The sequence below is a fragment of the Cupriavidus taiwanensis LMG 19424 genome (assembly GCF_000069785.1).
Taxonomy (GTDB): Bacteria; Pseudomonadota; Gammaproteobacteria; order Burkholderiales; family Burkholderiaceae; genus Cupriavidus; species Cupriavidus taiwanensis.
The window spans coordinates 1,287,594-1,312,196 of sequence record NC_010530.1 but is presented as its reverse complement, the minus strand read 5'-3'; the positions used below and the strand labels follow the sequence as shown (position 1 = coordinate 1,312,196).

Below are 24,603 nucleotides of genomic sequence, written 5' to 3'. Positions count from 1 at the left end.
GGCTGAGCTAGCAAGCAGGGAATCCGTTCACAGGTTGCGACGGTAAGTGGAGGTGATGGCAAAACAGGTTGGACCGCGGGAGCGGAAACCCGACGACCTACTGGTGCCACAACGAGCACGCCAAAAAGTGAGGGGACGTTCCCGGCGAATACCATCAGGGCCCGCAGGCTTGGCCTGCTAAACAAGGCCGGATATAAGTCTGCAACCAACCGTTCGATGCCTCATGCTCAACTTGCCTTGCAAACCGGGGCGCGTTCATATAAGTAGGTCGCCGGCTGCGCCGGCGAAACAGCCACGCCCGCCAAGCACGACAACCAACCCAAAACCAAACCAACCGCAATAACCCCAAGCCGCGCCAGCGCCAGTAACTTCCCCCCCAGCGCATTCGTCATCCGTAAGGCCCCCCCGCATATGGCGCGGGGCAGCGCGCACCAGAACCCCGATGATCCCCTTGCTTGCGCCATTCTTCACCGGCCCGCTACGCCCGTTCGGCGAGCGCCTGTCCATTGCCGCGCAGACCGCACAGCCCCCGCTCAGCACCGCGGCCCTGGACCACAGCTGGGCCGATGCCTGCCTTGTCCAGCTGGCGCAGGCGCTGAACTGCGACGACCGCCGCGCCCTGGCGGCGGCATGGTTCCGTGACTACACGCTGGCGGTGCTGCCGGGCGCGCTGGTAGCGGCGACGCTGCATCGGCGCAGCCTGCCGTTCGATGATCCGGCGCTCGAATGGGAAGGCGCGCCGGATGGTCGTCTCGCGCGGCTAGTGCTAGCCGACGACGGGACGCCGGCCACAGCGACGCTGCCGCGCTTGCTGTCGCCGCTGCTCGCGCGACACCTGCCACAGGTGGTGGCGGCATTCGCATCTGCCGCGCGCGTATCACCGCGGCTGCTCTGGTGCACCGGTGGCGTCGCCGCCGCCGGCGTCGCGCGGCAACTGGGCGCACATCCCACGCTTGCCGCGGCACAGCGCGCGGAAGTGGTGGCCTGGAGCAGCAATGCCGTATCCGCCGACGGTTTCAGCAACCCCTTCCACGGCGCCTTCCGTCCAGGCGCGGAGCCCGGGCTGCCCGGCGTGGCGGCGGTGCGCCGCATCTGCTGCCTGAACCACCGCCTGCCGGGCGAAGGGTATTGCGGCACGTGCCCGCTGGTAGCGGATGCTCGTACACGCGCGCGGCTCAGCGGCGCGCAGACTGCTCCCGCGCGCGCCACTGCCGCCACAGCCAGCCCGCCGTAACCGCCACCGGCACGCCCAGCCCGACCCAGCACAGCGCATCCCACCCCCCGTCGCCAAAAATCCCGGCCGCCAGGCCGCCCAGCGACAGCGCGCCAAGCAGCACCGGCATCGGCCAGGTATCGTCGATCAGTTTCATGCCTGGTCCCCCGATAATTGCGGCGGCAGCGCTGCGCGCGCCGCTTCGCGACTGCGCCGCGGCCGCTTGAGCCAGAAGATCAGCCCGGTCACGGTGGCCCCCGCCGTGATCACGGTCAGCAGCGCCCACAGGATCTGCAGCGGCCTGCCGGCATAGTCGCCGAAATGGAACGGGGCCGACAGCAGCAGCACCTGCAGGTACCACGGCATGCCGCGCACCGCAGCGACGCTGCCGTCGCCGGCGTCGACCAGCACGATCGCATAGACGCGCTTCTGCAGCTCGGTGTGGCCGCGCAGCACGACGCCGTAGTGGCGGCCGGTGGAGAACTCGGTGCCGGGATAGAACACGAAGGCCGGATCCTTGCCCGGCACTGCCCGGTGGGCCGCTTCCAGCGCGCGGTCGACCGGCACCAGCGCTGGCGGCGTGCGGCCGGGCCGGGTGGCGATCAGGTGCTGCAGCTCGGTCTTCTGCCATAACCCGATGATCAGCGGCGAAAACGACAGGAACGTACCGGTCAGCCCGACCACCAGCGCCCACACCATCACCACGACGCCGAACAGGTTGTGCAGGTCCGCCTGCACCACGCGCACCGGCTTGCCGAAGCGCACCAGCCCGAAGGCCAGCTTGCGCATGAAGGGCCCGTAGAGCACCAGGCCGCTGATCAGGCTCAGTGCGAACAGCACGCCGATAAAGCCGATGAAGAACTGCCCGGGCAGGCCCAGGAACAGATTCAGGTGCAGCTTGAGGATAAAGCCGCTGACGGTCTCGCCGGCCGGGCCGGGCTTGCGCGCCGCGCCGGTGGCGGCATCGAACTGGACGGTGGTGCCCTGGCGCAGCTTAGGCTCGCCGGGCGGTCCCACGCGCACGCCGACGGCATCGGCGTCATCCTCGGCGAAGGCGATCGACTTGGGCGCCTGGCCGGGGTGGGCGGCGCGCGCCGCGTCGACCATGCCTTGCAGCGGCGGCCGCTGCGCGGGCACGGGCAGGGTGCGTTCGGCTGACACCAGGCCGTGGTGTTCCTGGCCGGCCAGCGCGTCGATGTCTTCGTGGAAGATCAGCAGCAGGCCGGTGACGCAGAGCACCAGCAGGTTCAGGGTGCAGAGCAGGCTGGTCCAGCGGTGGATCGCGTACCAGAAGCGCAGTGTGGGGGCTTTCATGTGATGGAACTCCTGCAAGGCCGCGGCCCCGCACCCGGGTTGCGGGGGCGGGGCCGTGCCTGTCGCCAGGTATTGGCATGCCAGGCCGTACCGGGCTTACCAGCGGTACGTCACCGTGCCGATGATGGTGCGGCGGCGCCCGTAGTAGCAGTTGGTGGCGCTGTCGCAGGCGGCGACGTAGGTCTTGTCGAACAGGTTGTTGACGTTCAGCCGCAGCGTGTAGTGCCGGGCAAACGAATAGCTCGCGGCCAGGTCGACCAGCGTGAAGCCTGGCACCTCGGTCACGTTGGTCTGGTCGTAGGTCTTGCTGACGTAGCGCACCCCGCCGCCGAGCCAGACGCCCGCCAGGAAGCCGCTGGCGAGCCGGTAATCCGCCCACAGCGAGGCCATGTGCCGCGGCACGTATTGCGGCGTCTTGCCGGCGTTGGGCGCGTTCGGACCGGCCTTCGTGACCTCGGCGTCGGTGTACGTGTACGACGCCAGGATGTTGAAGTTCGGCGTGACCGACCACGTGCCTTCCAGTTCCACGCCGCGCGAGCGCACTTCACCGAGCTGCGACGAGAAGCCGCTGACCGGCGACGTGGTCAGCACGTTGGCCTGGGTCAGGTCGAACAGCGACAGCTGGGCGAAACTGCGGCTGCCGACGGGCTGCCACTTCAGGCCGGCCTCGTACTGCTTGCCGGTGGTGGGCTGCGGCGTGCCGCCGCCAAAGAGCGGCACGGCCGTGGCCGGCTCGAACGAGGTGGAATAGCTCACGTAGGGCGAGAGGCCGTATGGCCCTTCCCACAGCAGGCCGGCGCGGCCGGTGAACTTGCCGTCGTCGCTGCCGGTGCGGGAAATGGCGTTGGTCGACAGGTTGCGCGTATCGGTGTCGACCTTGGCCTTGTCATAGCGGCCGGCGAGCTGCAGCATGAAGCGCTCGGAGATCCGCAGCATGTCCTGCAGGTAGAAGCCGATCTGGCTGCGCGTGGTGTCCTCGTCGGTCTGGTAGTTCGGCGCGACAAAGTTGCCGTAGACCGGGTTGAAGATATTCAGCGGCGGCTGGGCGGCCGGGGTGTTGCCGGTCAGGCCGCGCAGGCGGTTGAAGGTCGAGCGCGAATAGTCGATGCCGGTCAGGATGGTATGGTCGAAGATGCCGTGCCTGACCTTGATCTGTGCCTGGTTGTCGACCGTGAACAGGTCGAACGACTCGTTCGAGCGCAAGCCGATGCGCCGCAGCAGATAGGGGCCGTTGGGCGGATTCGCCACCAGCCCGCCGTTGCCGCCGATGTTCTCGTAGCTCACGTACATGTGGCCGTAGCGCAGGTTCTGGCGCAGCGTCACGGTATCGTTCAGGCGGTGTGAGAACTCGTAGCCGGCCAGGTACTGCTCGCGCTTGAAGCGGTCGAAGCCGGGCTCGCCGGTGAACAGGTCGGTCGGGATCTTCGAACCGTTGGCCAGCGGCGTGACCGTGCCCAGCGCCGGCAGGAAGTTGGCGCTGTTGCCGGCGTTGTCGTGGTAGATCTGCGCGTAGGCCGTGAAGCTGGTGGCATCGGTGGGCCGCCACGTGATCTGGGGCGAGATGAAGAAGCGGTCGTCGCCGGCCATGTTGGTCTGCGTGCCGCTGTCGCGCGCCAGTGCGGTCAGGCGGTACAGCACCTTGCCGTCGTTGTCGAGCGCGCCGGTGAAGTCGCCCGAGATCTCCTTGCGGTCATAGTTGCCGAAGCTGAGGTTGATCTCGTTGGCGGTCTCCGCTTGCGGCCGCTTGCTGATCTGGTTGATCAGGCCGCCGGGAGAGGTCTGCCCGTACAGCACCGACGACGGACCGCGCACCACGTCGACGCGCTCCAGGCTGTATGGCTCCAGTTCCCAGCCGCCATAGCCGCCCGAGGCCGGCAGTTTCAGGCCGTCCCAGTACTGGCTGTTCTGCGACACGGTGAAACCGCGGATCATGTACGTGCTGCGCCGGGTATCGACGATGGGCTCGGTGCGCACGCCGGCGGCGTAGCGCAGCGCCTCCTCGACCCGCTGCGCGCCCTGCGCGCGCATCTGGTCGGCGGTGATGACGCTGATCGACTGGGGCGTGTCCGCGATCGGCACATCGGATTTGGTGGCCGACACCGACTTCTTGTTTGCCGGTCCGTAGTTCTCCACGCTGTCTGCGCGCACGCTCACGGTCGGCAACTGGACTTCCGCCCGCGCGCCCGCCTGCGCCGTGCCGCTTTCCTGCGCCTGCGCGCACTGCATGGAGACCGCCAGCGCCAGCGCCGTCAGCGCAAAGGGTTGATAGCCTGGCCGGCCCTGGCTCGGACGACCCGTTTTACCGCTGTGCATATTCCTCCTGGATTTCGGCTTTCTTGATTTCGGCCGTATTGTAAATGCAAATCATTGTCATTAGCGTTAAAAAGTTTCATACGAGCCTCCTACGTCGGGAGGGTGGCCGTGCCGGTAGCCGGGTGCCGCGCTTCGGTTTCAGGCTCGGGGCGGGCCTCGGCGCTGCGGCGCAACTGCGCCAGCAAACGCGGGTCGCGCACGATGGCGTGGTGGTCCACGCCGTCCAGCACGGTCTCTTCGCGCGGCGCGCCCAGCCAGCCGGCCAGCCGCGCGGCCGCGGCGTCGCGGCCGGCGCGCCACCAGACTGCGCGGGGGGCCTGCACCACCGGCAGCGTGCGCTGGGCCGCGGCCAGCGCACCGAGCCGGTGTGCGGCCAGGAACATGTGCGCCAGTTCGTCTGCGCCCAGCGCTGCCTGCGGCGCCGTGGACGCGGCGATGCGCGGCGCGAGCAGCGCGCGCACAGCTTCGGCGTCGGGCTCGGGCGCCGCATCGCGCGGCAGCGCGAGCGGTTCCTTGCCGGGCAGCAGGCGGTCGGCAAACGCCGCCAGCGCCGCGGGCCAGCCGGGCGCCGAACTGTCGTGCGAACGCGGCTCCGGCACGAACGGATCGATCAGGCCCAGCCACTGGACCGCCTGTCCCTGCGCCTCCAGCTCGCGCGCCATCAGCGTGGCCAGCGCCGCGCCGAGCGACCAGCCCAGCAGCAGGTAAGGCCCTTGGGGCTGTGCCGCGCGCCATTCCCGCACATAGTCGGCGGCGATCGACGCCAGCGAGGCGTCGCGCCACGCGGGATCGGCCAGCGCGCGGGCCTGGAAGCCATAGACCGTGCGCCGCGCGCCCAGCTGCGCGACGATGGCGTCGTAGTCGAACAGCGTGCCCAGCGCCGCATGGACGCAGGCCACCGGCGGCAGCGTGGCGTTAGCCGGGCCAGGCGCGAGCACGCGCAGCGCGGCGGCGGGCGTGGCATCGGGCAAGGCCGCGGCAGGCGCGCCGTCCGGCAGCAACTGCCCGATGGTCGGCGTGCGCATCAGGTCGCGCAGCTTCAGGTCCAGCCCCAGCGCACGGTTCGCGCGGACGCGGGAAATGACCTTCAGGCTCAGCAGCGAATCGCCGCCTAGCGCGAAGAAGTTGTCGTCCAGCCCCACGCGCGGTACGCCCAGGACGTCCTGCCATACCTGTGAGAGCCAGCGTTGTGCTTCGGTGCGCGGCGGCACGTGCTGGTCTGACGTTTCCGCTCCGGGCACAGGCAATGCGCGGCGATCCAGCTTGCCGTTGGGCGTCAGCGGCAGGGTGTCCAGCACGACGAAGGCGGCCGGGACCATGTAGTCGGGCAGTTCGGCGGCCAGCGCGGTGCGCAGTGTCGCGCCCTCGACGGTGGCACCGCCAGCGAGCACCACATACGCGATCAGCCGCGCCCCGGACGGTCCCTCGGCGGCGATCACCGCCGCGTTGGCGACACCGGTCTGCGCCAGGATGCGCGCCTCGATCTCGCCCGGCTCGATGCGGAAGCCGCGGATCTTCAGCTGCTGGTCGATGCGTCCCAGGTATTCGAGCTGGCCGTCAGGCAGCCAGCGCGCCAGGTCGCCGGTACGGTAGAGGCGGGCGCCGTCGCCAGCGAACGGATCGGGCACGAAGCGCTCGGCGGTCATGCCGCCCTTGTTCAGGTAGCCCCGCGCCAGGCCGTCGCCCCCGATGTACAGCTCGCCGGCCACACCCGGCGGCACCAGGTTCAGCTCGGCATCGAGCAGGTAGCAGCACCGCGCGCCCACCGGGCGCCCGATCGGCGCATAGGTGCCGGCAAAGTCCGCTTCGGGCGCGTCGGCGCGCACCTTCCAGACCATCGGCGTGACCACCGTTTCGGTCGGGCCATAGCCGTTGATGAAGGTCCGCGGCGCCAGCGCGCGGCGCGCCTGCGCAAACGCGGCGCGCGGCATGGCCTCGCCGCCGAAGGAGTAGAGCGCCACCGGCGGACGCGCGCCGCTCTGTTCGCAGTACTCGGCCAGCTGGCGCAGGTAGGCCGGCGGGAAGCCGGCGTTGGTGACGCCGTGGCGGGTCATGGCAGCGGCGGTCTGCTCGGGCGTCCACAGCGCATCGTCGCGCAGCAGCAGCGAGCCGCCGCAGGCCAGCGCACACAGCCAGCGCTCGTGGGCGCCATCGAAGGCGAATGAGAGGAAGTGCAGCTCGCGCGAATGGGGGCCCATCTCGTAGGCGTCGATGGTCGCGGCCACGTGCATGGCCAGCGGTCCGTGCGCGACGCAGACGCCCTTGGGCCGGCCGGTGGAGCCGGAGGTGTAGATCACGTAGGCAAGCTGGCCGGGGTGGATGGGCTGCTCGGGCAGCGGCGCGATGTCCTCGGCCACCGCATCCAGCGTCAGCACTGGCAGCGCGGCCGGCGCGGGCAAGGCATCCAGCAGCGCCGGCTCGGTGACCAGCAGCCGGATGGCGCTGTCGTCGAACAGATAAGCCAGCCGGTCCTTCGGATAGGCGGGATCGAACGGCACGTAGGCGGCGCCGCAGCGCATCACCGCCAGCAGCGCGACGATCAGGTCGGACGAGCGCGACAGGGCGATGCCGACGCGATGTTCCGCGCCGATGCCGCGCGCATGCAGCACGGCGGCGAGGCGGTCGGCGCGGGCCAGCAGCTCTCCGTAGCGCAACACCTGCTCGTCGCAGATCACGGCGACGGCGTCGGGGCGGGCCGCCGCGTGGCGGGCGATGCGTGCGTGCGCGGGCAGGGTCGCGTCCGCGGGCGGCTCGCCCTGGCCCAGCGTTAGCAGCGCCGCCCGTTCGTGCTGCGTCAGCAGGCCAAGCGCGCCAACCGTTTGCCCCGGCACGGTGCCGATCGCTTCCAGCAGCCGGGTCATCTGCGCGCAGATGCGCGCCACCTGCTCCGCATCGAAAGCGCGCCGCATATAGGTAAAGCCCAGCCGCAGGGTCTGGCGCAGGCTGACCTCGACGTCCATCTCGTATTCGGTCAGGCCCGTGCTGCCCTGCGTGGCGAAGCGCAGGCCGCTGCGGCTGGCCGATGCCAGCGCGTCTTCGAGCGGGAAATTCTCGAACACCAGGATGCTGTCGAACAGCCGCTGGCCGGCCTGGCCGCCCCAGCGCTGGATGTCCGACAGCGGCGTGTGCCCGTGTTCGCGCGCGGCCACGTTGAAGGCTTGCAGTTCGCGCAGCCAGTCGCCCACCGCCTGCTCCGGCCGCGGCGCGGCCAGCACCGGCAGCGTGTTGATGAACAGCCCCAGCATCTGCTGGCTGCCCGGCACGTCGGCCGGGCGGCCCGCGACGGTGGCGCCGAATGCCACGCGGCGCTGGCCGGTGTAGCGCTGCAACAGCAGCAGCCACGCGGCCTGCACCACGGTGTTGAGCGTCACTTTTTGCGCGCGGGCATAGGCGGACAGGCGTTCCGTCAGCGCCGCGCTGCAGGCGTGCTGCAACAGCCCGTAGCCTTCGCCTCCGGCCGGGGCCGGCAGCGCCTGCGCCAGCCGCGTGGGCGTGTCGAAGCCATCGAGCGCGCGGGCCCAGAACGCCTGCGCGGCGCCGGCATCGCGTTGCTGCAGCCAGCGGATGTAGTCGGCAAAGCGGCCTTCCGCGGGCGCGACCGCCTCGCCGGCGTAGCGCGTCAGCACCTCGCCCAGCAGTTGCGAGGTGCTCCAGCCATCGAGCAGCAGGTGGTGCACGGTCCAGACCAAATGGTGCCGGTCCGGGCCGGTACGCACCAGCGTCAGCCGCATCAGCGGCGGGCATTCGAGATCGAAGCCCCGGGCCAGCTCCGCCGCGGCGAGCCGGTCCAGCGCATCCGGCAGGGTATCGGCCGGCTGCGCCGACCAGTCCTGTTCGGTCAGCGGCAGCGGCACCTCGTGCGCCACCCATTGCAGCGGCTGCTCGCCGCGCTGCAGGAAGCCCGTGCGCAGGGCATCGTGGCCGCCAAGCGCGTCGCGCCAGGCCTGCGCGAAGCGGGCTGCGTCGAGGCCGTCGACATCGACCCGCAGCTGGTTGATATAAGCACTGCCGGCATCCGCGCGCGCCACGCTGTGATACAGCATGCCCGCCTGCATCGGCGACAGCGGGTACAGGTCCTGCACCCGCGCCGCGTCGAGGCCGAGGCCGTCGAGCTGGTCTTGCGACAGGCGCGCCAGCGCGAAATCCTCGCTGCGCAGGCGGGTGTGGCGCGGCATCGCCCGGGCATTCTCCGCGTCAGCGTTGCCATCCAGCGGCGACAACGCCTGCGCTACCGCGGCCAGCGTCTGCCGCTCGAACAGCTGCCTGGGCGTCAGCAGCCAGCCCAGCGTGCGCAGCCGCGCGACGATCTGCAGGCTCAGGATCGAATCGCCACCCAGTTCGAAGAAGTTGTCGGCGCGGCCCACGCGCGCCACCTTCAGCACCGCGGCCCAGGTGTCCACCAGCACCGTTTCCACGCCGGGCTGCGGCGCCTCGTAGGCGCTCGACCCGGCAAACTCCGGCGACGGCAGCGCGCGGCGGTCCAGCTTGCCGTTGGGCGTGACCGGCATGCGCTCCAGCACGACCATGGCGCCGGGCACCATGTAGTCAGGCAACGCGTGGGCCAGCCAGGCGCGCAGCGCGTCGGTGTCGAGCGCCGCACCGGGCGCGGGCACGACATAGGCCACCAGCCGCGCCGGGCCTTCGCCGGTCAGCGCGACAGCCACGGCCTCGCGCACGCTGCCGTGCGCGAGCAGCCGCGCCTCGATCTCGCCCAGTTCGATGCGCAGCCCGCGGATCTTGACCTGGTGGTCGAGCCGGCCCAGGTATTCGATCGGGCCGTCGGCGCGCCGCCGCGCGAGATCGCCGGTGCGATAAAGCCGCTCGCCCGGCGCGCCGTGCGGATCGGCGACAAAACGCTCGGCGGTCAGCGCGGCGCGGCCGAGATAGCCGCGCGCCAGGCCGGCGCCACCGAGGTACAGTTCGCCCGCGATGCCGTCGGGCACCGGATGCATCGCGCCGTCGAGCACATGTGCGCTGACGTTGGCGATCGGACGCCCGATCGGCACGGCATGACCGCCATCGTCGCGGCAGGTCCAGTGGGTGACGTCGATCGCGGCCTCGGTGGGGCCATACAGGTTATGCAGGCCCGCCTGTGGCAGCAAGTTCATGGTGCGGCGGGCCAGGTCCGCCGGCAGCGCCTCGCCGCTGCAGACGATGTGACGCAGGCTGGCGCAGGCGGCGGCCACGGTGCTGTCGGCGACGAACGCCTGCAGCATCGCCGGCACGAAATGCAGTGTGGTGACCCGGTGCTGCGCGATCAGCGCGGCGATCCGCTGCGGGTCGCGATGGTCGCCCGGTGCCGCCAGCGCCAGCCGCGCGCCCGTCATCAGCGGCCAGAAGAACTCCCAGACCGAGACGTCGAAGCTGAACGGGGTCTTCTGCAGCACGGTGTCGTCGCCATCCAGCCGGTACTGCGCCTGCATCCACCAGAGCCGGTTATGCAGCGCGCCGTGCCGGTTGCCGGCACCCTTGGGCCGCCCGGTGGAGCCGGAGGTGTAGATGACGTAGGCCAGGTGCTCTGGCGACAGCGCGGGGGTCGGATTGCGCTCGCCGCCCTGTGCATAGAGCGCCGGATCGGTCAGGTCGACGGCGGCAACGGCGCGGGGCAGCGCCGGCATCGCGTCGGGGCGCTGCACCAGCACCAGCGCCACGCCGCTGTCCTCGATCATGTAGGCCAGGCGGTCGGCGGGATAGTCCGGATCGAATGGCACGTAGGCGCCGCCGGCCTTGAGGATGGCGAGCAGGGCGACGACCATTTCGACCGAACGCTCGGCCAGCACGCCCACCGGCACGTCCGGGCCCACCCCTTGCTCGATCAGTCGATGCGCGAGCGCATTGGCGCGGCGATTCAGCGCCGCATAGGTCAGGCGTTCTTCGCCGAAGCACAGCGCGATCGCATCGGGCTGCCCGGCCACGCGGGCTTCGAACAGCCGGTGCACGGGCTGGGCCGCGGGATAGGGTTGCGGATCGGTGCCCAGCGCCAGTGCGGCGCGCGCGTCGGGCCGCGCCATCAGCGCGATGTCGCCCAGCGGACGCGTCGCGTCGGCGGCCAGCTGGCGCAGCACCGCAAACAGGCTTTGCGCCAGCTGGCCGGCGAGCGGCTCGGCCAGCTGCGCGCGGTCGAAGCGACAGGTCAGATGCAGCGTGTCGGTGTGCGCGAACAGCAGCGTCAGCGGATAGTTGGTCTCGGCACGGTTGCGCACGCCGGAGAACGACAGCGCGGCTGGCGTGCGACGCAGCGCCGCATCGACCGGGTAGTTCTCGAACACGACGATCGAATCGAACAGCGCCTGGCCAGCCTGGCCGGCCCAGCGCTGGATGTCGTAGAGCGGCGTGTGCTCGTGCTCGCGCAGCGCCAGGTTCAGCGCCTGCACCTCGCGCAGCCAGTCGCCTACCGGCTGCTGCGGACGCGGTGAGGCAATCACGGGCAGCGTGTTGATGAAGAGGCCCAGCATCTGCTGCGCGGCCGGCAGTTCGGCCGGTCGGCCGGCCACGGTGGCGCCGAACGCCACGCACGGCTGGCCGGTGCAGCGCTGCAGCAGCAACAGCCAGGCGGCCTGCACCAGCGTGTTCAGCGTGACCTTCTGCGCGCGGGCGAAGCCGGCCAGCGCGGTGGTTTCGGTAGCGTCGAGTTCGTGGTGATGTTCGCCCTGGCCTTGGCCTTGCTCCGGCGCCGGCAGCGCCGCCAGCAGGCGCGTCGGTGCGTCGAGCGATGCCAGCTGCGCTTTCCAGAAGGCTTCGCCGGCGGCGGCGTCGCGCGACTGCAGCCAGCCGATATAGTCGGCAAAGCGGCCGCCGCTGGCGGGCAGCGCTTCGCCGGCATAGTGGCGCAGCACTTCGCCCAGCAGCTGCGCGGTGCTCCAGCCGTCGAGCAACAGGTGGTGCACGGTCCAGACCAGATGGTGGCGTTGCGCGCCGGTACGCAGCAGCGCCACGCGCATCAGCGGCGGGCGCTCAAGGTCGAAGCCCTGTTCGCGCTGGCGGTCCGCAAAGGCATCGATCTCGTCCGCGCCGCGCCCGCGCCAGTCCTCCACCAGCACGGGCAGCGCCGCCTGCCTGGCCACCCACTGCAGCGGCGGGTCGGCCCGGTGCAGGAAGCCGCTGCGCAGGCTGTCATGGCGCGCCAGCACCGCATGCCATGCCGTGGTGAAGCGCTCCGGCTCGATGCCGTCGACATCCACGCGCAACTGGTTGGTATAGGCGCTGCCGTGCTCGCCAAACACGCTGTGGAACAGCATGCCGGCCTGCATCGGCGACAAGGGGTAGATGTCCTGCACCTGCTGCGGCGCAAGGCCAAGCGCATCCAGCCCGGCTTGCGAAAGGCGCGCCAGCGGGAAGTCGGAAGGCGTCAGACCCGCTACCCCGGCGGTGCAATGCGCGACAACCGCCTCAAGTTCCGCGCGAAACGCCGCCGCCAGCGCTTCGATCGTCGCGCTGCGATAACGGCGGCGGGCATAAGCCACGGACAGCCTGAGCTGACCGTCCTGCACCTGTCCACTCACCGATAGCGGATGCGACAGCGGCGTGGCAGGGTCCTGGTTGGCGCCCGCGCTGCCGCTCGACAGCCGCCACGGGCTGTCCTCTGCAAAGCTGGCGTCGAGCTGGCCCAGGTAGTTGAACACCACTTCAGGTTTGGGCACCTCGGCCAGCGCGGCCTGTTGCGCGGGCGAGCCGAAGCGGCGCAGCAGGCCGAAGCCGATGCCTTCGCCAGGCACCGCGCGCAATTGCTCCTTGACCGCTTTGATCGCGCCATCGAGCGTGCCGTTGCCATCGAGCGCAACCGGGAACAGGGTCGTAAACCAGCCGACGGTGCGGCTCAGGTCGAGCGTGTCGTCGACACCGGCGACACGGCCATGGCTTTCCAGGTCGATCAACACTTGAGTGCGCCCGCTCCAGCCGGTCAGTGCCCGGGCCAGCGCGGTCAGCAGCAGGTCGTTGACGCGCGTGCGGTACGCCGCCGGAGCGCGCTGTAGCAGCGCCTGGGTCAGGTCGGCCGGCAGCGTCAGCGTGACGGCATCGCGTTCGGCGATGGTCAGGGGGCCGGCCGGATCGTCGCAAGGCAGCGTGGCATCGACTTGTGCCAATGCCTGCCAATGCGGCAGTTCGGCGTCGCGCGTGGCGGCGTTGGCGCGCAGCGCCTGCGACCAGCGCTGGTACGAAGCGGTGCGAGCCGGCAGCACGGCCTGCTGGCCTTGCCGGCGTTGCTGGTAGGCGTCGCGCAGATCCTCGACCAGCACGCGCCACGACACGCCATCGACCACCAGGTGATGGATCACCAGCAGCAACTGCCAACGCTCGCCAACTTGCAGCGCGACGGCACGCAGCAGCGGCCCTTCGGCGAGATCGAGACTGCGCTGGGCGGTTTCGCAGTGCGCCAGCCGCTCGGCTTCCGACGCGGCGTGGCGCACCCACAGCAGGTCCGGGCAGGGTTCGGTGTTGGCATATGCCTGATGCCAGGCGCCGTTGCGCTGGTCGAAGCGCAGGCGCAGCGCGTCGTGATGCGCTACCAGGTCGCGCAATGCTGCTGCCAGTGCGGGCAACTCCGGTGCTTCGCGGCAATCAAGCAGCACCGACTGGTTCCAGTGGTGGCGCCGGTCCATCGGCGTGTCGAAGAAGTCGGCCTGGATCGGCAGCAGTGGCACTGCGCCCTCAGGCACGACGTTGTCGTCGACCGCGTCCTGCGCCACCGGGGTGGCGACCGCCGCCAGTTCGGCCAGCGTCTGGCGCTCGAACAGCTGCCGCGGCGTCAGCACCCAGCCGGCGGCGCGGGCGCGGGCGACGATCTGCAGGCTCAGGATCGAATCGCCGCCGAGTTCGAAGAAGTTGTCGGCGCGGCCGACGCGCGGCAGGCCAAGCACCTCGGACCAGATCGCGGCGAACGCGGTTTCGGCGTCGCCCTCCGGAACGACGAAGTCCTGGGCGCTGTCGAAGGCCGGTGCCGGCAGCGCACGGCGGTCGAGCTTGCCGTTGGGCGTCAGCGGCAGGGTGTCCAGCACGACGAAGGCGGCCGGGACCATGTAGTCGGGCAGTTCGGCGGCCAGCGCGGTGCGCAATGTGGCGCCATCGATCGTGGACCCGGCAGCGGGCACCACATACGCGACCAGGCGCGCCCCGGACGGTCCCTCGGCAGCGATCACCGCCGCGTTGGCGACGCCTGCCTGCGCCAGGATGCGCGCCTCGATCTCGCCCGGCTCGATGCGGAAGCCGCGGATCTTCAGCTGCTGGTCGATGCGTCCCAGGTATTCGAGCTGGCCGTCGGGCAGCCAGCGCGCGAGATCGCCGGTACGGTAGAGCCGCGCGCCATCGCCGGCAAACGGATCGGGCACGAAGCGCTCGGCGGTCATGCCGCCCTTGTTCAGATAGCCCCGCGCCAGCCCTTCGCCCCCGATGTAAAGCTCCCCGGCCACACCCGGCGGCACCAGGTTCAGCTCGGCATCGAGCAGGTAGCAGCGGCGCGCGCCCACCGGGCGCCCGATCGGCGCATAGGTGCCGGCGAAGTCCGCTTCGGGCGCGTCGGCGCGCACCTTCCAGACCATCGGCGTGACCACCGTTTCGGTCGGGCCATAGCCGTTGACGAAGGTCCGCGGCGCCAGCGCGCGGCGCGCCTGCGCAAACGCGGCACGCGGCATTGCCTCGCCGCCGAAGGAGTAGAGCGCCACCGGCGGACGCGCGCCGCTCTGTTCGCAGTACTCGGCCAGCTGGCGCAGGTAGGCCGGCGGGAAGCCGGCGTTGGTGACGCCGTGGCGGGTCATGGCGGCGGCGGTCTGCTCGGGCGTCCACAGCGCGTCGTCGCGCAGCAGCAGCGAGCCGCCGCAGGCGAGCGCGCACAGCCAGCGCTCGTGGGCGCCATCGAAGGCGAACGAGAGGAAATGCAGCTCGCGCGAATGGGGGCCCATCTCGTAGGCGTCGATGGTCGCGGCCACATGCATGGCCAGCGGTCCGTGCGCGACGCAGACGCCCTTGGGCCGGCCGGTGGAGCCGGAGGTGTAGATCACGTAGGCAAGCTGGCCGGGGTGGATGGGCTGCTCGGGCAGCGGCGCGATGGCATCGTCGACCGCATCCAGCGTCAGCACTGGCAGCGCGGCCGGCGCGGGCAAGGCATCCAGCAGCGCCGGCTCGGTGACCAGCAGCCGGATGGCGCTGTCGTCGAACAGGTAGGCAAGGCGGTCCTTCGGATAGGCGGGATCGAACGGCACGTAGGCGGCGCCGCAGCGCATCACCGCCAGCAGCGCGACGATCAGGTCGGGCGAGCGCGACAGGGCGATGCCGACGCGATGTTCCGCGCCGATGCCGCGCGCATGCAGCACGGCGGCGAGGCGGTCGGCGCGGGCCAGCAGCTCGCCGTAGCGCAACACCTGCTCGTCGCAGATCACGGCGACGGCGTCGGGGCGGGCCGCCGCGTGGCGGGCGATGCGTGCGTGCGCGGGCAGGGTCGCGTCCGCGGGCGGCTCGCCCTGGCCCAGCGCCAGCAGGCTGCGGTGTTCGGCGTCGTCAAGCAGGTCGACCGCATCGAGCGCTTGTTCGGGCGCGTCGGCCAGCCGGCCCAGCAGCCGCAGGTAATGGCGCGCAAGCCGCTCCGCCGTGCCGGCGTCGAAGAGTTCCTCGGCATAGTGAAAGCAGGCATGGACATGGCCGTCGCTGTCCTCGCGGGTATCGAGCGTCAGTTCCAGCGCCGTGGTGCGCTCGCCCACCGGCGCGCTTTCCAGCTCGAGGCCCGGCAGCGAAACGCGCGCCGCGCGGTCGCCGCGGCGGTGGTTGTGCACCACCTGGAACAGCGGGTGGTAGCTGACGCTGCGCTCGGGCTGCAGCGCCTCCACCAGTTGCTCGAACGGCAGGTCCTGGTGCGCCTGCGCGCCCAGCACGGCGTCGCGGGTCTGGCCGAGCAGCGCCGACAGGGGCTGGCTGCCATTCAGGCGCGCGCGCACGACCTGGGTGTTGACGAACAGGCCTACCACGCGCTCGGTTTCCAGGCGGTTGCGGCCTGCCACCGGCACCCCCACGCACAGATCGCGTCTGCCGGTGTAGCGGTACAGCAGTGCCTGGAAGCCGGCCAGCAACGCCATGAACAACGTACCGCCGCTGGCTTGCGCGCGTTCCCGCAGCGCGTGGGCAAGCGGGTCGGGAATGTCGATCTCGCAGCGCTGCGCGCGGTAGGCCGCCACCGCGGGGCGCGGACGGTCGGTCGGCAGCGCCAGCACGCCGGTTGCGCCGTCCAGCGCGGCGCGCCACCAGGCGAGTTGCCGCGCCTGCTCGCCGGCCTCGAGCCAGTTGCGCTGCCACACCGCGTAGTCGGTGTAGCCGATCGGCTGGGCGGCTTCCGGCACAGGCTGGCCGAGCCGCTGCGCGCGGTAGCACGCAGCCAGCTCGTCGATCAGCAATTGCATCGACCAGCCGTCCGAGACGATATGGTGCATCGCCAGCACCAGCCGATGGTGGCGTGCGCCCAGGCGCAGCAGATGCACGCGCAGCAACGGCGCGCTGCACAGGTCGAACGGCGCCTCGGCGATCGCCGCCGCGTGCGCATCGGCGCTGCCGGGGTCGGCTGACAAGTCGGTCAGCGGCAGTTCCACGCTGGCCGCGGGGCGCACCTGTTGCCGCACCTTGCCGTCGGCGTCGGCACGAAATGCCGTGCGCAGGGCTTCATGGCGCTGAACCAGCGTGGCAAACGCCGCCTGCAGCGCGCCGATATCGAGTTCGCCGCGCAGGTCCACGCGGCTGCTGATGTGGTAGGCCGCGCTGTCCGGCGCGAAGCGGTGCAGGAACCACTGGCGCTGCTGGGCGTACGACAGCGGCGCGTCGTAGCCGGCCGTGCCATCGGGCCGCGGCAGCGCGGGGATCGGCAGCTGCGAGAATGCGATGCCTTGCTCGGCCATCTTGTCGAGAAAAGCGCGGCGCTGGACCGGCGCCAGCGTGGCAAAGCGCGCGGCCAGCCGGGCCGCGGTATTGGCTTCGATCATTCAGACTGACTCCAGGGTATTGGCGAACGCTTCCAGCTCCAGCAGGGCGGCTTCATCGGCATGGCGTTGCTGCGCCGGCAGCGCGGCGGCCAGTTCAGCCAGCGTGGCGGCACCGAACAGCAGCGCCAGCGGCACCTCGATGCCAAGCTCGCCCTGGATGCGGGAGAGGAGCTGGACGGCCAGCAGCGAATGGCCGCCCAGTGCGAAGAAGTTGTCGTGGCGGCCCACGGCGGGCACCTGCAGCAGGGCTTGCCAGATCCCGGCCAGGCGGGTTTCCAGCTCGCCTTGCGGCGCTTCGCGCGACGCTGGCGCGGACGCTGCGGCGGCGTCCGGCGCCGGCAGTGCGCGGCGGTCGAGCTTGCCGTTGGCGGTGAGCGGCAGCGCGTCGAGCAGCACGATGGCTGCCGGCACCATATGCGGTGGCAGCGTGGCGGCCAGGGCGCGGCACAGCGCCGCGGGATCGGGCCGGGCATCCGTTTGCGGCACTGCGTAGCCGACCAGTTGCATGCCGCCGGCGGCAGGCGCGGCGACCACCGCGGCCTGGCGCACCTGCGGCAGCGCCGCTACCTGCGCCGCCACTTCGCCCGGCTCCACGCGGAAACCGCGGATCTTGACCTGGTCGTCGACGCGGCCCAGGTATTCGAACACGCCGTCGGCGCGGCGCCGCACGCGGTCGCCGGTGCGGTACAGGCGCGCGCCGTCGCCAGCGAGCGGATCGGGCACGAACCGGTCTGCCGTCAACGCGGCACGGCCGAGGTAGCCGCGCGCCAGCGCGGGCCCGCCGACATAGAGTTCACCGGCGATGCCGTCGGGCAGCGGGCACAGCGCCGCGTCCATCACGTAGGCGCCGGTGCCGCGCAGCGGTTGACCCAGCGGCAAGCCGAGGCCCGGCTGCGGCGTGGTGCCGGCCACATGCACGAGCACGCCCACGGTGGTTTCGGTGGGGCCGTAATGATTGACCAGCCGGCACGCCGGCCGTGCCGCGTGGAGCCGCGCGCGCAGCGCCGCGTCGGTGGCTTCGCCGCCCAGCACCAGGGTGTGGTCGGGCAGTACGTCCGCAAGCGGCACCCCGGCAGCCTGCGCGCCGTCGAGCAGGGCGCCCAAATGGCCGGGCACGATCTTGAGGACGCCGATGCGATGCTGCGTCATGTAGCGTGCGAAGGCCGCGGCATCGAACACGCAGCGGCGTGCCGGCAAGTGCAGCGCGCCGCCGCTGGCGAGCGCGCCGAACAGCACCGTATGGCCGAGATCCGCCGCCGGCGTCGACACCATGGCCATGCGCGATGCCGGCGCCAGCGCCAGTTGCGACAGCACGCCCTGCAGGTAATGCGCCAGCGCCCCGTGCGCGATGCCAACGCCTTTCGGCCGTCCGGTGGAACCCGAGGTGTAGATCACATAGGCCAGGTGGTGCGGATGCAGCGCCGGCGATGGGTTGGCGTGCTTGCCGTCATACAAGGCTGGCGTGCCCAGGTCGAGCACCGGCACGGCCGCTGGCAAGGGCGCGATGGCATCTGGCCGCTGCACCAGGACCAGCGCCACGCCGCTGTCCTCGATCATGTAGGCCAGGCGGTCGGCGGGATAGTCGGGATCGAACGGCACGTAGGCGCCACCAGCCTTGAGGACGGCCAGCAGGGCGACGACCATTTCGACCGAACGCTCGGCCAGCACGCCAACACGCACGTCCGGTCCCACGCCCCGTGCGGCCAGGCGATGCGCGAGGACATTAGCGCGGCGATTGAGTTCCCGGTAGGTGAGTTGCACGTCGTCCGCCGCCAGCGCCACGGCATCCGGTGTCGAGGCCGCATGGGCTTCGAAGCGATGGTGGGCAAGCTGGGCCGCAGTTGATGCGACCGCGAGAGGTGCGTCAGCCGTAGCGAGGCCGATCCGGCCCAGCGGGCGCGCCGCATCCGCGGCCAGCTGGCGCAGCACCGAAAAAAGGCTGTGCGCCAGCATTCGCGCCTGCGGTTCGCCAAGCGCGGCGCGGTCGAAGCGGCAGGTCAGGCGCAGCGTGTCGGTGTGCGCGAACACCAGCGCCAGTGGGTAGTTAGTCTCGGCACGGTTGCGCACGCCGGAGAACGACAGCCCGGCTGGGGTGCGGCGCAGCGCCGCATCGACCGGGTAGTTCTCGAACACGACGATCGAATCGAACAGCGCCTGACCGGCCTGGCCGGCCCAGCGCTGGATGTCGTAGAGCGGGGTGTGCTCGTGCTCGCGCAGCGCCAGGTTCAGCGCCTGCACCTCGCGCAGCCACTCGCCCACCGGCTGCTGCGGACGCGGTGAGGCAATCACGGGCAGCGTGTTGATGAAGAGGCCCAGCATCTGCTGCGCGGCCGGCAGTTCGGCCGGTCGGCCGGCCACGGTGGCGCCGAACGCCACGCACGGCTGGCCGGTGCAGCGCTGCAGCAGCAACAGCCAGGCGGCCTGCACCAGCGTGTTCAGCGTGACCTTCTGCGCGCGGGCGAAGCTGGCCAGCGCGGTGGTTTCGGCAGCGTCGAGTTCGTGGTGATGTTCGCCCTGGCCTTGGCCTTGCTCCGGCGCCGGCAGCGCCGCCAGCAGGCGCGTCGGTGCGTCGAGCGGTGCCAGCTGCGCTTTCCAGAAGGCTTCGCCGGCGGCGGCGTCGCGCGACTGCAGCCAGCCGATATAGTCGGCAAAGCGGCCGCCGCTGGCGGGCAGCGCTTCGCCGGCATAGTGGCGCAGCACTTCGCCCAGCAGCTGCGCGGTGCTCCAGCCGTCGAGCAACAGGTGGTGCACGGTCCAGACCAGGTGGTGGCGCTGCGCGCCGGTACGCAGCAGCGCCAGGCGCGTCAGCGGCGGTCGCTCCAGGTCGAAAGGCTTGGCCAGCTCGGCGGCGGCAAAGCGGTCCAGTTCGACGGCATCGCGTCCGCTCCAGTCCTCATGGATCACCGGAAGCTGCACCGAGCGGGCCACCCACTGCAGCGGCTGCTCGCCACGATGCAGGAAACCGCAGCGCAGGCTGTCGTGTCGCACGAGCGCGGACTGCCATGCCGCGATAAAGCGCCCCGGGTCGAGGCCGTCGATATCGACGCGCAGCTGGTTGGTATAGGCACTGCCCTCGGGCGCCAGCACGCTGTGGAAGAGCATGCCGGCCTGCATCGGCGACAGCGGGTAGAGGTCCTGCACCTGCGCCGGATCGAGCTCCAGGGCATCCAGCCCGGCCTGCGTCAGCCGCGCCAGCGGGAAGTCGCCGGGCGTAACGCCTGCGGCGCCGGAAGTGCAATGGGCGATCAGCGCTTCCAGTTCCTCGCGCAAGGCTTCGGCGAGTGGGTGAACCGTCTCTGCCCGATGGCGTGCGCGGCTGAAGGCCAGCGTCAGACGCAGTTCGCCATCCAGCACCTGACCGCTGACCGACAACGGATGCGACAGCAGCGCTGCGGGATCCTGGTTGGCGCCCGCGCTGCCGCTCGACAGCCGCCACGGGCTGTCCTCTGCAAAGCTGGCGTCGAGCTGGCCCAGGTAGTTGAACACCACTTCAGGTTTGGGCACCCCGGCCAGCGCGGCCTGTTGCGCGGGCGAGCCGAAGCGGCGCAGCAGGCCGAAGCCGATGCCTTCGCCAGGCACCGCGCGCAATTGCTCCTTGACCGCCTTGATCGCGCCATCGGGCGTGCCGCTGCCATCCAGAGCGACCGGGAACAGGGTCGTGAACCAGCCGACGGTGCGGCTCAAGTCCAGCGTGTCGTCGACACCGGCGACACGGCCATGGCTTTCCAGGTCGATCAACACTTGAGTGCGCCCGCTCCAGCCACTCAGTGCCCGCGCCAGCGCGGTCAGCAGCAGGTCGTTGACGCGCGTGCGGTACGCCGCCGGGGCGCGCTGCAGCAGCGCCTGCGTCAGGTCGGCCGGCAGCGTCAGCGTGACGGCATCGCGTTCGGCGATGGTCAGGGAGCCGGCCGGATCGTCGCAAGGCAGCGTGGCATCGACTTGTGCCAATGCCTGCCAATGCGGCAGTTCGGCGTCGCGCGTGGCGGCGTTGGCGCGCAGCGCCTGCGACCAGCGCTGGTACGAAGCGGTGCGAGCCGGCAGCACGGCCTGCTGGCCTTGCCGGCGTTGCTGGTAGGCGTCACGCAGGTCCTCGACCAGCACGCGCCACGACACGCCATCGACCACCAGGTGATGGATCACCAGCAGCAACTGCCAACGCTCGCCACATTGCAGCGCGACGGCACGCAGCAGCGGCCCTTCGGCGAGATCGAGACTGCGCTGGGCGGCCTCGCAGTGCGCCAGGCGCTCGGCTTCGGACGCGGCGTCGCGCACCCACAGCAGGTCCGGGCAGGGTTCGGTGTCGGCATACGCCTGCTGCCAGGCGCCGTCGCGCTGGCCGAAGCGCAGGCGCAGCGCGTCGTGATGCGCTACCAGGTCGCGCAATGCTGCTGCCAGTGCGGGCAACTCCGGTGCCTCGCGGCAATCGAGCAGCACCGACTGGTTCCAGTGGTGGCGCCGGTCCACCGGCGTGTCGAAGAAGTCGGCCTGGATCGGCAGCAGCGGCACTGCGCCCTCAGGCACGACGTTGTCGTCGGCGGCGTCCTGCGCCACCGGGGTGGCGACCGCCGCCAGTTCGGCCAGCGTCTGGCGCTCGAACAGCTGCCGCGGCGTCAGCACCCAGCCGGCGGCGCGGGCGCGGGCGACGATCTGCAGGCTCAGGATCGAATCGCCGCCGAGTTCGAAGAAGTTGTCGGCGCGGCCGACGCGCGGCAGGCCCAGCACCTCGGACCAGATCGCGGCGAGCGCGGTTTCGGCGTCGCCCTCGGGGACGACGAAGTCCTGGGCGCTGTCGAAGGCCGGTGCCGGCAGCGCACGGCGGTCGAGCTTGCCGTTGGGCGTCAGCGGCAGGGTGTCGAGCACGACGAAGGCGGCCGGGACCATGTAGTCGGGCAGTTCGGCGGCCAGCGCGGTGCGCAGTGTCGCGCCCTCGACGGTGGCACCGGCAGCGGGCACCACATACGCGACCAGCCGCGCCCCGGACGGTCCCTCGGCAGCGATCACCGCCGCGTTGGCGACACCGGTCTGCGCCAGGATGCGCGCCTCGATCTCGCCCGGCTCGATGCGGAAGCCGCGGATCTTCAGCTGCTGGTCGATGCGTCCCAGGTATTCGAGCTGGCCGTCGGGCAGCCAGCGCGCGAGATCGCCGGTACGGTAGAGCCGCGCGCCGTCGCCAGCGAACGGATCCGGCACGAAGCGCTCGGCGGTCAGGCCCGGCCGATTCAGGTAGCCACGCGCCAGGCCGTCGCCCGCAATGTAGAGTTCGCCGGCCACGCCGGGCGGCACCAGATTCAGTCCGGCGTCCAGCACGCGCACGCCCAGGTCCGGAATGCGTTCGCCGATCGGGCTGCGCGCGCGGCTGGACGGATCCAGGTCCGCTCGCGTGATCGGGCGGTAGGTCACGTGCACCGTGGTCTCGGTGATGCCATACATATTGACCAGTTGCGGCGACGCATCGCCGAAGCGGTCGACCCAGGGCCGCAGCGCTTGCGGGTCGAGCGCCTCGCCGCCGAAGATGACATAGCGCAGCGCCAGCGGCGCGCCGTACAGCTCAGGCTGGGTCAGCAGCGCGCGGAATGCCGACGGAGTCTGGTTCAGCACGGTGACGCGTTCGCGCTGCAGCAGCGCGATGAATTCCTGCGGCGCGCGGCTGACATGGAAAGGCACAATCACCAGTTGCCCGCCATGGCACAGCGCGCCAAAGATCTCCCAGACCGAGAAGTCGAACGCGTACGAGTGGAACAGCGTCCAGACATCGGCCGGGCCGAAGCCGAACCAGTGCTGCGTGGCGGCCAGCAGGCGCGACAGGTTGCCGTGCTGCAGCTGAGCGCCCTTGGGCCGGCCGGTGGAGCCGGAGGTGTAGATCACGTAGGCCAGGTGTTCGTGGCGGACTTCGACCGTGGGCGCGTGTTCCGGCCACTCAGCGCCGTCGTCCTGCGAGTCGAGTTCCAGCACCGGCAGGCCATCGCGCTGCGGCAGCAGGCCGCGCAGCGCGGGCTGGGTCAGCAAGGCGGCAATGCCGCTGTCCTCGAACAGGTAGGCCAGGCGCTCGGCGGGATAGGCGGGGTCGAAGGGCACATAGGCGCCGCCGGCCTTCAGGATGGCGAGCAGGCCGACGATCATCTCCGGCGAACGCTCCATGGCAATGCCGACGCGCACTTCGGGGCCGACGCCGAGCGCGATCAGCCGGTGCGCCAGCCGGTTCGCGCGCCGCTCCAGTTCGCCATAGGTCAGCGTGGTGTGGCCATGGCGCAGGGCAACGGCTTGCGGCTGTTGTTCGGCATGGCGCTGGATGCGGCGATGGGCGAGTTCGGCGGCAACGTGCCGCGCCGGCTGGCCGGCGGCGTGCTGGTGCGCCAGCGTGGCGGCGTCGTCGTCGCCGAGCAGGGGCGTGGTCGCCAGCGGCAGTTCGGGCTGGTCCAGCAGGCCGCCCAGCTGGCCCAGGTAGTGGCGCAGCATGCGCTGCGCCGTGGCCGCATCGAACAGCGCGCAGTCATACTCCAGGCTCAGGGCCATGCTGTCGCCACGGTCCTCGACGTCGAGGATCAGGTCGAACTTGGCGCCAGTCTGGCGCGCTTCCACGGCCTGCACCTGCAGGCCCGGCAGCGCCAGCGCGCCAGGTGTCGTGGTCGTGCGCAGGTTGAACATCACCTGGAACAGCGGGCTGCGGCCGGCGTCGCGCGGCACCTGCATGCCGTCGAGCAGCACTTCGAACGGCAGCTCGGCGTGGCCGAGCGCGCCCAGCGCGTCGGCGCGCAGCTGTTCGCACAGCGCGCGGCCAGTGATGCCGGGTGCGGTACGCGAGCGGTAGACATGGGTGTTGGCGAAGAAGCCGACCATATCGTCCAGCCCGTCGCCGTCGCGGCCCGCGTGCGGCACGCCGACGGCGAAGTCGTCCTGGCCCGCATAGCGGCTCAGCAGCGCCTGCCATGCGCCGAGCAGCACCACGAACGGCGTGCAGCGCTGTGCTGCGCAGAAGCGCCGCAACGCCTCGAGCAGCGGCAGGTCCAGTAACGCATCGATGCGCCGCGCAACGCGCGGAACCGGGCTGCCGTGCGGGCGGTCGGTCGGCAGCTGCAGGGCCGGCACGTGATTGCCCAGCTGGCGCTGCCACCATGCGCGCTGGGCGTTGAGGTCACCGCTGGCAAGGCGTTCGCGCTGGCGGCTGGCATGGGCGGCGAAGGTCGTGGCCGGTGCGGGCAGCGTGATCTCATCGTCCGCAAGCGCCTGCGCGTAGGCCATGCCCAGGTCGCGCGCAATCACCACATTGGAGACCGCATCGGAAACGATATGGTGCAGCGACAGCAGCAGCACATGGTCGTCGTGGCCGCGCGTGAGCAGCGTGGCGCGCAGCAGCGGCGCCTGGCCGAGATCGAAGGGGCGCGCGGCTTCGGCGTCGAGGCACGCCTGCAGCGCATCCGGGCCGGCGGTGAGCGTTGCTTCGGCCAGCGCAAAGGCCGGTGCGGACTCGACCACCTGCCGCGGCAAGCTGCCGGGCGCGGCGTCGTCCGCGACGAAACGGGTGCGCAGCGCGGGATGGCGGGCGATCACGGCGCGCAGCGCGGCCTGCAGCGCGCGGCGGTCGAGCGCTCCGCGCAGCACGAAGGCGCGGGTCTGGTTGTAGGCCGTGCTGCCCGGCTCGTATTGCAGCAGGAACCAGAGGCGCTGCTGCGAGCAAGACAGCGGCGCCGCGGCGGGCGCGGGGCTGGCCGGCGCGGCCGCCGGCTCCGCATCCTGCTCCAGCAGCAGCGCCAGCAGCGCCGCCTGCCGGGCAGGGGTCGGGGATTGCGTCATGGATGCGTTCTAGGG

Annotated in this window: 6 protein-coding genes; 1 reads left to right on the top strand and 5 read right to left on the bottom strand. The window is 71.1% G+C overall.

What is annotated here, in order from left to right; translation table 11 throughout:
- Positions 1-442: 442 nt before the first annotated feature.
- Positions 443-1,234: a siderophore-iron reductase FhuF gene (gene fhuF / locus RALTA_RS21555; protein WP_012356052.1), complete on the top strand. Its 792-nt coding sequence runs from the start codon at positions 443-445 to the stop codon at positions 1,232-1,234.
- Here fhuF and RALTA_RS21550 read toward each other — a convergent pair.
- From RALTA_RS21550 to RALTA_RS21530, 5 genes are all read right to left on the bottom strand, one after another.
- Entirely contained in the window at positions 1,176-1,370 is a 195-nt protein-coding gene (locus RALTA_RS21550; protein ID WP_012356051.1) for a hypothetical protein, read from the bottom strand. The two genes, fhuF and RALTA_RS21550, sit on opposite strands and share 59 nt — an antisense overlap.
- Positions 1,367-2,527, bottom strand: coding sequence for a PepSY-associated TM helix domain-containing protein (locus RALTA_RS21545; RefSeq protein WP_041232550.1), 1,161 nt, complete (start codon positions 2,525-2,527; stop codon positions 1,367-1,369). The genes RALTA_RS21550 and RALTA_RS21545 overlap by 4 nt, the downstream gene beginning before the upstream one ends.
- A 96-nt stretch (positions 2,528-2,623) precedes the next feature.
- Positions 2,624-4,840 carry a TonB-dependent siderophore receptor gene (locus RALTA_RS21540; protein ID WP_012356049.1) on the bottom strand — a complete coding sequence of 739 codons (2,217 nt, stop codon included), beginning with the start codon at positions 4,838-4,840 and terminating at the stop codon, positions 2,624-2,626.
- A gap of 89 nt (positions 4,841-4,929) precedes the next feature.
- Positions 4,930-16,797 carry a non-ribosomal peptide synthetase gene (locus tag RALTA_RS21535; RefSeq protein ID WP_012356048.1) on the bottom strand — a complete coding sequence of 3,956 codons (11,868 nt, stop codon included), beginning with the start codon at positions 16,795-16,797 and terminating at the stop codon, positions 4,930-4,932.
- A complete protein-coding gene (locus RALTA_RS21530) occupies positions 16,798-24,588 on the bottom strand; it encodes a non-ribosomal peptide synthetase (protein ID WP_012356047.1) in 7,791 nt (2,596 codons plus the stop codon).
- Between the last annotated feature and the right edge of the window lie 15 nt (positions 24,589-24,603).

What these genes read in the sequence shown, in the direction of transcription:
- fhuF (WP_012356052.1), top strand. Translation starts at nt 443, where the DNA reads ATGATCCCCTTGCTTGCGCCATTCTTCACCGGCCCGCTACGCCCGTTC.
- RALTA_RS21550 (WP_012356051.1), bottom strand. Translation starts at nt 1,370, where the DNA reads ATGAAACTGATCGACGATACCTGGCCGATGCCGGTGCTGCTTGGCGCG.
- RALTA_RS21545 (WP_041232550.1), bottom strand. Translation starts at nt 2,527, where the DNA reads ATGAAAGCCCCCACACTGCGCTTCTGGTACGCGATCCACCGCTGGACC.
- RALTA_RS21540 (WP_012356049.1), bottom strand. Translation starts at nt 4,840, where the DNA reads ATGCACAGCGGTAAAACGGGTCGTCCGAGCCAGGGCCGGCCAGGCTAT.
- RALTA_RS21535 (WP_012356048.1), bottom strand. Translation starts at nt 16,797, where the DNA reads ATGATCGAAGCCAATACCGCGGCCCGGCTGGCCGCGCGCTTTGCCACG.
- RALTA_RS21530 (WP_012356047.1), bottom strand. Translation starts at nt 24,588, where the DNA reads ATGACGCAATCCCCGACCCCTGCCCGGCAGGCGGCGCTGCTGGCGCTG.